General features: G+C 65.3%; 10 protein-coding genes. 6 read left to right on the plus strand and 4 right to left on the minus strand.

Annotated features, from left to right (window positions below):
- Positions 1-675 precede the first annotated feature (675 nt).
- The 4 genes from U9978_RS21595 (at position 676) to U9978_RS21605 (ending at position 4,309) form a co-directional block, all read left to right on the plus strand.
- Complete coding sequence (locus U9978_RS21595; RefSeq protein ID WP_322762974.1) at positions 676-1,632, plus strand: aKG-HExxH-type peptide beta-hydroxylase; 957 nt, start codon at positions 676-678, stop codon at positions 1,630-1,632.
- 130 nt (positions 1,633-1,762) lie between these two features.
- Positions 1,763-2,560, plus strand: coding sequence for a YcaO-like family protein (locus U9978_RS24195; RefSeq protein WP_416211086.1), 798 nt, complete (start codon positions 1,763-1,765; stop codon positions 2,558-2,560).
- A gap of 13 nt (positions 2,561-2,573) precedes the next feature.
- Positions 2,574-3,332: a phytanoyl-CoA dioxygenase family protein gene (locus U9978_RS21600; protein ID WP_322762975.1), complete on the plus strand. Its 759-nt coding sequence runs from the start codon at positions 2,574-2,576 to the stop codon at positions 3,330-3,332.
- 140 nt (positions 3,333-3,472) lie between these two features.
- A complete protein-coding gene (locus U9978_RS21605) occupies positions 3,473-4,309 on the plus strand; it encodes an inositol monophosphatase family protein (protein ID WP_322762990.1) in 837 nt (278 codons plus the stop codon).
- 94 nt (positions 4,310-4,403) lie between these two features.
- Here U9978_RS21605 and U9978_RS21610 read toward each other — a convergent pair whose 3' ends face one another.
- The 4 genes from U9978_RS21610 to U9978_RS21625 form a co-directional block, all read right to left on the minus strand.
- The gene (locus U9978_RS21610) at positions 4,404-4,928 is read right to left on the minus strand and encodes a gamma carbonic anhydrase family protein (protein ID WP_322762976.1); all 525 of its coding nucleotides are present in this window, start codon (positions 4,926-4,928) and stop codon (positions 4,404-4,406) included.
- A 241-nt stretch (positions 4,929-5,169) separates the two neighbouring features.
- The gene (locus tag U9978_RS21615; RefSeq protein WP_322762977.1) at positions 5,170-6,681 is read right to left on the minus strand and encodes an aldehyde dehydrogenase family protein; all 1,512 of its coding nucleotides are present in this window, start codon (positions 6,679-6,681) and stop codon (positions 5,170-5,172) included.
- The gene (locus U9978_RS21620; RefSeq protein ID WP_322747454.1) at positions 6,671-6,961 is read right to left on the minus strand and encodes a DUF4235 domain-containing protein; all 291 of its coding nucleotides are present in this window, start codon (positions 6,959-6,961) and stop codon (positions 6,671-6,673) included. Before U9978_RS21620 ends, U9978_RS21615 begins: the two co-directional genes overlap by 11 nt.
- A gap of 107 nt (positions 6,962-7,068) precedes the next feature.
- Positions 7,069-7,536 (minus strand): DUF3093 family protein, encoded by a 468-nt coding sequence (locus U9978_RS21625; RefSeq protein ID WP_322762978.1) that lies wholly within the window; start codon positions 7,534-7,536, stop codon positions 7,069-7,071.
- 446 nt (positions 7,537-7,982) lie between these two features.
- Between U9978_RS21625 and dut the strand changes: the two genes are divergently transcribed.
- A complete protein-coding gene (gene dut, locus U9978_RS21630; protein ID WP_322762979.1) occupies positions 7,983-8,474 on the plus strand; it encodes a dUTP diphosphatase in 492 nt (163 codons plus the stop codon).
- A 232-nt stretch (positions 8,475-8,706) separates the two neighbouring features.
- Positions 8,707-9,426 carry a DUF3710 domain-containing protein gene (locus U9978_RS21635; RefSeq protein ID WP_322762980.1) on the plus strand — a complete coding sequence of 240 codons (720 nt, stop codon included), beginning with the start codon at positions 8,707-8,709 and terminating at the stop codon, positions 9,424-9,426.
- The last annotated feature ends 29 nt before the right edge of the window (positions 9,427-9,455 follow it).

Here is a 9,455-nt window from a genome sequence, read left to right on the forward strand (position 1 = left end):
AATTCTTGTCGGGGCCGTGTTCGGGAAGGGTTCTACCGGGGCGGTGACACAGCCGGCGTAACGGTCAAACCAATCCAAGAGAAACTTTTAACCAGTCTGGTGCGTAGCACGCATATGGTTCATGCAACACCCTGCTCTGTTGCTCGGATCGCGGAGCCTCAACAGGTTGCCACCGGAGTCCATCGCGCGGCTCTTGGCTTTGGGGTGGCGATCCGCTGCGCGGCGTGACAGGTTTCTTGATCTCGTGCGGACGAGAACTTCGTTTTTGATGTCATCCCGATTGTGTAATGTAAGTCACTTTCGTGTAAACGTCCTGGTCAAGGCGCTCCTCGCATTGCCCGCCATGTCGTTTTCGGTAATCTTCGTTGCGTCTTTTTTGGCGTTAGCAGATACTTCTGCGCAGTGTCTTCGACCGAGAGCAGGAGGCGACCGTGGACGTTGAGTTGCAGGAGCCCGAGAACGAGGTCTCCGAGACTGAGTTCGAGCCCATGCCGGAGAGTTACCTCGCTGAGGCGGGAAGCTGGGTTCAGATCAGCTGATTCGTCAGCCTGTGGGTGCCGTCCCGCGGCACCCACTATTTCTGACTCGGAAAGGCTTGCAATGGCGACGCCATTAGCGCCAGTCAGTTTTGACGCTGCCCCCAACGGGGCGCGGACGGAATTTCTACGATATCGAGTGAATCAGAATCTCGTTTTCGACCTTTCGCGGCATATTGAAGTTGCGGAGAAGGTCCTGCCCGGAACTGCCCGACGGGCTGGAGCGCGATTGATTGAACTCGATCCGACCCGCCGTATCAACCCTGAGATCTTCACGTGCTACTTTCAGATAGCTGACGGAATCCGTCAGCAGGATGCAGGCCGGGTGGCCAGTGGGTTGGGTGGGCTGACCGGGCTCATTAACTCTGCGCCGTACGCGGAGCATTTTTCTGTGGGACCACTTCGGTACGACCGAACGGAGGCGGAGATCCTTGATTTCCTCTGCGGTCCGGAGGGTCCGCGCTCACAACGGGGCGAATTTCCGGAGATGTGGGTTCCAAACGATGACGATGTCGCGGCGGGCCAGAAATGGGTGACTGAGTCACTACTGGTTCTTGGCGATCTCGATTCTGATCTTGCAGCAGAATTCGGTGAACTGGCCGCGGAGCTTCGCCTGTTCCGCGGTCGGGCGGCACGTGGCATCACCAGTGTCCGTTCGTTCGGTTTGATTCTTTTGCGCCTTCCGGATCGTGGTCAAGAATCGTCCGAGCCTTTACTCTACTTTCTCGACCATATTGCTCACGAGACCTCCCATATGGTCCTGCATACATTGATGAATATTGAACCTCTAGTCATCGGCGGCCATGATGTGCGGTATTCTGCGCCGATCAGGCCGGACCATCGGCCTCTTTATGGTATTTACCACGCGACTTTCGTTCTGAGTCGAATAACGCGTCTTCTTGCCCGGCTGGCCGCTCATGATCCGCGTCCTCCGGTGCTTTCTGCGCTTCAAATCCAGTATGAACGCTTCGGCAAGGGAATTGCTACGCTCGCGGCGCACGCGACGTTGACGGCGACTGGGAGAAAGGTTCTCGAGTCCTGTGAGCGCTTGGTCGAGTCGGAGTTGGTCGGATCTGCTGGCGCTGCCGTTCGTTGAGCGTTGCGGTTCTCCGGCCGGAGTCGACGGTTGGACGGTCGTTCAACATGGGCTCTTCCTTCGGACCTCGCGTGGCACGGTCCCTGTGATTGGCTCGGCCTGCGCCCGCGATGCGGCACGAGCTAGGGATGTGAGCAGGTACGAAGCCATCGAACGGTTGCTCACGCGCAGTGCTGCTGCTGGGGATCCCGACAGACTCTTGCCCACCTGGAAGTATGCCGACGCCTCGCAGTCAGGAAGTCGCCTGCTGAGCGGAGTCGTTCGGTGGCCGCTTCGGGTCGGTGGTCCGGCCACCGACGGTACAGGTATCGCTGTGCATCGCGACCGGCGTAGTGCTGTTCTCCACGCCGTTTTTGAACTTCTGGAACGTACACTTCTTGCCCGACTCTGGTATGGCGGAGGAATTCCCTTCGACGGTTCAGCCGTTGAGATGGTGCCCGAGGGGATACGGCTGGAGGTCTGGTGCCAGATTGGCCATGACGTGAGCTTTGCCGTTGCTGAGGCTCACGACAACCATCTGGAAACGCTTACGCTCGGTGCGGCTGTGCGATCGACTGCTACGGATGCTGTGGAACATGCCCGTGCGGAGGCTATTATGCTGCTCGGGTCGGTCAGAGAGCGGGCGGTTCCTTCCCACATTCAGGCGGAAGCTCGTGAACGGGCGGCGGGCCTCCGTGGCCCACTGGCGGCTATCCGAAGCGCATACCTCAGGTCAAAGATACGCGAGGCACAGTCAGAAGTAGCCACACGAGGTACTTCTGATCTTTTCGCGTTAGCTGGAGTAAAACCAGGCGATGTTGACATCGCTGAGATATTCTCCGGGCCTGACTGGATATTTCTTCGTGCGATCGATGACGGTGCCCTACTTATCAAGGACGCTCGGCGGGTGACCTCGCCATCCAGCATTGTGCCGGATCCTTTCTGTTGAAGGTGGTATTGCGATGAGGGATGAGAGACGGCGCGGGATCGGAAAGTGTATCGGAGCCCAAGCCGAACTCGTGGCGGAAAAGATTATCTCTGACGGGTTCGCTGTAGTGAGAAAGGTTCTCGACCGTGGAACTCTGCTGCGGGCTCGCGCTGTACTTGACGCCGCTCTTCGAACCTGTACAAATAATGTCTCAAAAGGCTGGGAAAGGGGTGGTGCGGGTCGTCATCAGGTTCGAAAAATTCGGGATATTGCGCTCTCTGAGACTTTTTTTCTAGAACTGGCAGAGCGTCGTGATCTGCTTCTTCCAGTAGCGGCCGTACTTGGCGGAGGAGGGATCAGACTACATACCTCGACTGTTTGGATGAAGCCGCCGGGCGGGGAGATGAAGCCACCTCATCAGGATGCTCCGCATTGGCTCCATGTTGACCCTCCTCTCTTTGTTACTTGTTGGGTGGCGATCGACGACTCGACATGCGATAATGGTTGCCTGAATTTCTGTCGCGGCTCTCATCGCTGGGGAAGGCTGCCCCACCGGAGGGAGACAGACCTGGTTGTCATGGATTTTGATACAGCGGGCGGGGTTTCCGTGCCCCTGTCTGCTGGTGACTGCACGTTTCATCTCGGCACGACAGTCCACTGGTCAGGTCCGAACCTGACGGAATCTCCAAGACGCGGCGTCGCGTTCGCCTACATGCCGTCGTGGGTGACGATCGATGGACGAGGAGGACCGCCCAGCAGGTATCCGATCGTCGGCGGAGGTCGTGTAGGTTAGTCTCGGACGCCAACGGTCAAATTAAGGTGCGGCGGGCAGTATCGGCTGAGCCGCAGTGAGCGTCTTGGCAGGATGGGCCTGTGCCTGACACCACGCGGTATGCCGTCGATCCGATCTCTCCGACCGGGACCTCCGCGTCGATGCCCGCTGGCAGTGCGCCCGCTGGCAGTGCGCCCGAGCGCCCGCGGCCCCTGGACCTGCTGGAGCTCGCGCTCGCAGTCGCCCAGGAGGCCGGCGACCTCCTGCTGCGGGGACGATCCGGAGCGGTGGCAGCCGAGTCGACCAAGTCGTCTCCCACGGACGTCGTGACCGCGCTCGACCGGGCGTCGGAGGAGCTGGTCGGACGCAGGCTGCGCGAGGCACGTCCCGCGGACGGCCTGCTCGGTGAGGAGGGAGCCGACGACCCCGGCACCAGCGGCGTGCGCTGGATCGTCGACCCGCTGGACGGCACGGTGAACTACCTCTACAACCTGCCGAACTGGGCGGTGTCGATCGCGGCCGAGATCAACGGGACGGTGCTGGCGGGGGTCGTGCACGCCCCGGCCATGGGCGTCACCTACACCGCGGCGCTCGGTGAAGGGTCGGCCCGAAACGGGGTGACGCTGAGCGGTTCGACCGTGGGCGACCTGGCCCACGCGCTGGTGGCGACCGGGTTCGGCTACACGGTCGAGCGGCGAATCGGCCAGGTGGCGGTGCTGACCCGCGTCCTGCCGCGGGTACGCGACATCCGGCGGATGGGCGCGGCCGCGCTGGACCTCGGCGCGGCCGCGGCCGGACTCGTGGACGCCTATTACGAGCGTGGCCTGCATCCCTGGGACCATGCCGCCGGGGCGCTGGTGGCCGCTGAGGCCGGTCTGCGCGTCGGTGGTCTGCACGGTCGGCCGGTGTCGAACGATCTCACCATCGCCGCGCCCCCGCAGTTGTTCGACCAGCTGCACGATCTGCTCGCCGCGGACCCGCCCGCCGACCGCGACTGACCGGTTCGCCTACCGCAGCGCCTATCGGGGCACGGCTGAACCGGGCACCCCCGGTCGATGGGGCTCTCGGACAGGCCCTCGTCGATGCGGCGGATCAGTCGATACGGCGGAGTTCCTCGCGGTATCGCTTGCCGTTCGCGGCATACTGGGCCGCCCCGGACGCGAAGGCGTTTTCCGCCACCGCATCCGGGCGGATCTTCGCGGGCACGCCGATCGCCAGCGCCCGCGGTGGTACCGCCACGTTGTTACCGACCAACGCCTGCGCGCCGACCAGCGCGCCGGCGCCGACCACGGCCCGGTGCAGAACGACCGCCCCCGAGCCGACCAGCGACCCGTTCTCGACGGTGCAGCCTTCCAGGTGCGCGATGTGTCCGATGACACAGTCGTCACCGATGACCGTGGGGAACTCGGCGGTCGCGTGTACGACGGTGCCGTCCTGCACCGAGGTCCTGGCACCGATGTGGATCTCGCCGTAGTCGGCGCGCAGCACCGCGCCCGGCCAGATGGTCGACTCGGGGCCGATGGTCACCTTGCCGATCACGGTTGCCGCCGGGTGGACATAGGCGGACGGATCGATCTCGGGCACTCGGTCACCGAGCGCGTAGACAGCCACCAACATCTCCTTTTGGGCACGTCATTGCGGGCTAAGGGCCAAAGGCGGCGTGATCATGATTTTTCGCGCCGTCGAGGACCGAAGTCCCCGGGTGGCAGTGGCCCCGCTTCATCCTGCTCTAAGGGCTCGGCTGGTGCCCGCGTCACAGCACCGGTGTGCAGGTCATCCCGGTCACCGGTAGCGGTTGCGGCCAGCGCCGGAGCAGGCCCAGCTGTCGTGGAGCAGACCCAGCTGCCGTGGAGCAGGTTCAGCGCCCGTGGAGCATGCGCGCGAGCGTCCGGTACCGCGTCATGGCGGACGGTTTCCGGAAGAAGGAGATCGGGTTGACCGGCGCGGTCAGCTGCTGCACGGTCATCGCCTTCGGCCAGGCGAACTCGCGCAGCCCGTCCGCGCCCTGCACCCGTCCGAACCCGGAGTGCCCGACGCCGCCGAACGGCAGTCCGCCGACCGCGGTGAAGATCATGACATTGTTGACCGAGACCATACCCACCCGCAGCCGGTCAGCGATCTCCCGTCCGTGCCGGCGGGAGAACACCGCGGCGCCGAGCCCGAAGACGCCGCTGTTGGCCTTGGCCACGGCTTCGTCGATGTCACGCACCCGGGTCACCACCAGGGTCGGCCCGAACGTTTCCTCGGTCATCGCCAGGGCGTCGTCCGGCACGTCGACGAGCACGATCGGATCGATGAACGGCGGGCGCAGCGCCTCAGGCCCACCGACCACAGCTCGCCCACCTCGGTCCAGCGCGTCGCGGAGGTGGCGACGCACGAGCTCGATCTGGCCGTGGAGAACCATCGGGCCGTATCCGGATGGTTCCCCGGCGCCCGCTGTGATCTTTCGTGCCTGGGTGGTCAGCTTGTCGAGGAAGGCATCGTAGACACCCTCGGTAACGAAGATCCGTTCGGTGGCGATGCAGGTCTGGCCGGAGTTGCCGATCCCGAGCCACAGCGCGCCGTCAACGGCCGCGTCGAGATCAGCGTCATCCGCAACGATCATCGCGTCCTTACCGCCCAGTTCCAGGACGACCGGGGTGAGCGTCGTCGCGCACTGGGCCATCACCGCCCGGCCGGTGGCCGGGGCGCCGACGAACGAGAGCTTGTCCACGCCGGCCGAGCACAGTGCGGCGCCGGTGGCGGCAAGGCCGGTGACCATGGAGAGCACCGGCCGTCCGCCGACCACGTCGGTGAATGCCTCCACCATGAACCGCCCGACCGCGGGCGTGAGCTCGCTGGGTTTGTACACGACACAGTTGCCGGCGGCGAGTGCCGACACGACGGCGCCGCCCGGGGTGTAGACGGGCCAGTTCCAGGTTCCGATGACGCCCACCACCCCGTAGGGCTGGTAGGTCACCGACGCGGCCTGGTTCGCGGTGATCAAACCGCGTCGCACCCGGTGCGTACCCAGGACCCGCCCGGCGTTGGTGGCGGCCCAGCCCAGAACGTCGAGGTGGGCGCCGATCTCCAGGGCAGCCTCGTGGGTGGTCTTGCCGTTCTCCCGGTGGACGAGGTCGGCGAGCTCGTCGAGGGCGTCGTACAGTGCCTTCTTCCAGGCCAGCAGACGCGTCCGGCGGCCGTTGACGCCGAGTTCGGACCACCATCTGGTGGCGGTGCGCGCGCGTTCGACCGCGGCGCGCACATCCTCGGCGCCGTGCACCGGGAACGTCGCGATCGTCGTACCGGTCGCCGGGTTGACCGAGTCGAAGGTCGCCGGCGCCACCGTTGTGGCCGGCCCGGACATGGCCGGCCCGGACTCAGTCGTCATCGTGCATGCCGGGTGGCAGCGACCCTGTCGTCTTCACCCACCAACGGGCGGCCACCCGCTCAGCGGTGAGGCGTCCGATGCCGATCGCCACCCCGGACGCGACCGCCCAACTGATTGCGTCTGCCCAGGTTGTGTCGGGATGCGCCGGGCTGGTCGGTGGGTCGGCTTTGCGGATCTTTTTGTACGCCACGGTGACGGCCTTGCTCGCCGCGGCTCCGGCTGCGGCTCCGGCCGCGCCTCCCACGATCTTCCATCCGATTTTCGATACCGGTTGTGGCACTGTCGCACCCCCATCATCTCGGGCTTCCGGGCCGCCGGCGGGTTGACAACCCGACCGTCAACCCGACCGTTCTACCGGCCGGTGGCCGTCACAGGCGTTGCATGGCTTCAGCGCGCGACCGGCACGCCGATCGCCGTCAGTAGCTCGTCGGGATGCCTGCTGGACAGCACCCACACACCGTTGGCGGTGGTGACTCGGACACCGGTGCGTATCCATGGTCTGGTCAGGGCAAATACGCCCGGGACGAGTACGGTGCGGACATCGGTGCAGGCGACGGCGTCGCGGATGTCAGCTCGGTCGACCATCTCGCCGGCCGCGCGCATCGTGGTGTCGGTCACGGCCAGTCGGGGACGTCCGAGCTGCCACAGCGCCGCCTCCATCGTGGTGAACACGGCCCCGTAGGCCACGGCCCGCGCCCAGGAGCCGTCGGTATAGACGGTGAAGTAGCTGCCGAAGACTCCCGCGCAGAGGGCGGCCCAGAGGTGCCAGAGCCGAGGTACCGCCAGCCGTTCCTCGTAGCGCATGCGGGTCAGTATCCACCGTGCCCGCGGTTGTCCGCGTTCATCGGTCGCCACCCGACACCAGGGTGCCTCCGTCCTCCGTCCTCCGCCACGCGATGCACCGCACCCCAGCCCCACTCCTCCATCCACGCCCCTACTGCCAGGCGCTCTTAACGATGTGAATCTGATGCTCCTGCCACAACACCAGATTCACATCGTTCCCAGATTCACATCGTTCCCACGGAGTGTCCGGCAACAGGGGCGCGGCCTCGCGGGGTGTGGGCTGGGGCACGCACCTGCACTGTGTTGTCGGTCGCCACCCGACACCAGGGCGCCTCCCTCCTCCGCCTTGCGACGCATCCCCCTGGCATCCGACACCCCCCGAACAACTTCCAGCGCCGACCACTTAGTCTTCGGCATGTTCTGTCGGGCACCGCTGATTCCGGCCGGCTACCGGTCTCGGCCCGCATCTGGCCGGTCACCGGCATCGGCCCGCATCCGCAAGGACCAATCGGAGACTCATGACCGCCACGGACGAGTGCACCGCGCAGCCGACCAACCCTGGACAGCAGCCGTTGGGGGTGCTGGTACGACGGCTCGATCCGGACCTCCCACTGCCCGCCTACGCCCATGCCGGTGACGCCGGCGCGGACCTCGTGGCGGCCCGGGACGTCACCCTTGCCCCCGGCGAGCGCACCATGGTCGGGACCGGGATTGCCGTCGCGCTGCCCGAGGGCTACGCGGCTTTCGTGCACCCGCGCAGCGGACTCGCCGCTCGCCACGGCGTGTCCATCGTCAATGCGCCGGGAACGGTCGACGCCGGTTACCGTGGTGAGATCAATGTTCTGCTCGTCAACACCGATCTGCGCGAACCGGTCCACCTGCGGCGCGGTGACCGAATCGCGCAGCTTGTCGTCCAACGGGTGGAGCGTGCGGCGTTCCGCGAGGTCGCCGAGCTGCCTGAGACGGTGCGGGGTACCGGTGGATTCGGGTCGACCGGCGGCTTCGCCTGATCGCGGGTCCGGCGAGGTCCGGTGATCCCAGACCCACACTCATATCGATACGCACACGCACACGCACACCGACATCCACATCCACATCCAGCACCGTTGCGGGCCATCACGTGCGAGGAGCCTATTGTGACAACAGGAAGTGGTCGAAGTGTTTCGGCGCGGTCGTAGGCGCGATGGTCGAGGCGGTTCCGGTCCACGCAAGCCCGACGGCCGGGATGAGATCTTTGACGTAGTGGACGAGGGCTCCGGGCCTGATCCGGACGGCCCCTACGACGCCGAGGACGCTCCGGACGACCACATCCGGCGGCTCGATCTGGGATCCCTGCGTATCCCGGTGATCGACGGGGTCCAGGTGCAGTTCCAGGTCGATCAGGCATCTGACCAAGTGCTGACGGTGACTCTCACGGACGGCCAGAGCGCGATGGAGCTCTCGGTCTTCGCCGCGCCGAAAAGTACGGGTCTGTGGGACGAGGTGCGTGCCGAGATCGCGGACTCACTGCGCGCGGGATCAGGCGCGGCGGAGGAGGGTAGCGGGCGCTACGGCAGCGAACTGCGACTGCGCCTGCCGACCGCCGTAACGGGTGAGTTCATGCCCGGCACGATGATGGGGATCGACGGTCCGCGCTGGTTCCTGCGGATTGTCCTCACCGGCAACGGCGCTCTTGATCCGCAGGTCGCGCCGCTTCTAACGCAAGCGTTGCACCAGCTTGTCGTAGTGCGCGGTGATCATGCGATGCCTCTACGTGATCCGCTGCCGCTGAGGTTGCCGAAAGAGGTCACTGATCCGAACGGATCGCATGACCCCGCGGACCCGCACGATGTGGACCGGAACGATGTGGACCGAAACGATGTGGACCGAAACGATGTGGACCGAAACGATGTCAGACCAGGCGTCGCCAAGACGGCGGCGCGGATGCCCACTCCGGGCGTGCGGATCGCGGAAATCGGCTAAGAGCGCCCGGCAATGGGGGACGCGGCGTC

The sequence above is a fragment of the Protofrankia sp. Cr2 genome (assembly GCF_963555885.1).
Taxonomy (GTDB): Bacteria; Actinomycetota; Actinomycetes; order Frankiales; family Frankiaceae; genus Protofrankia.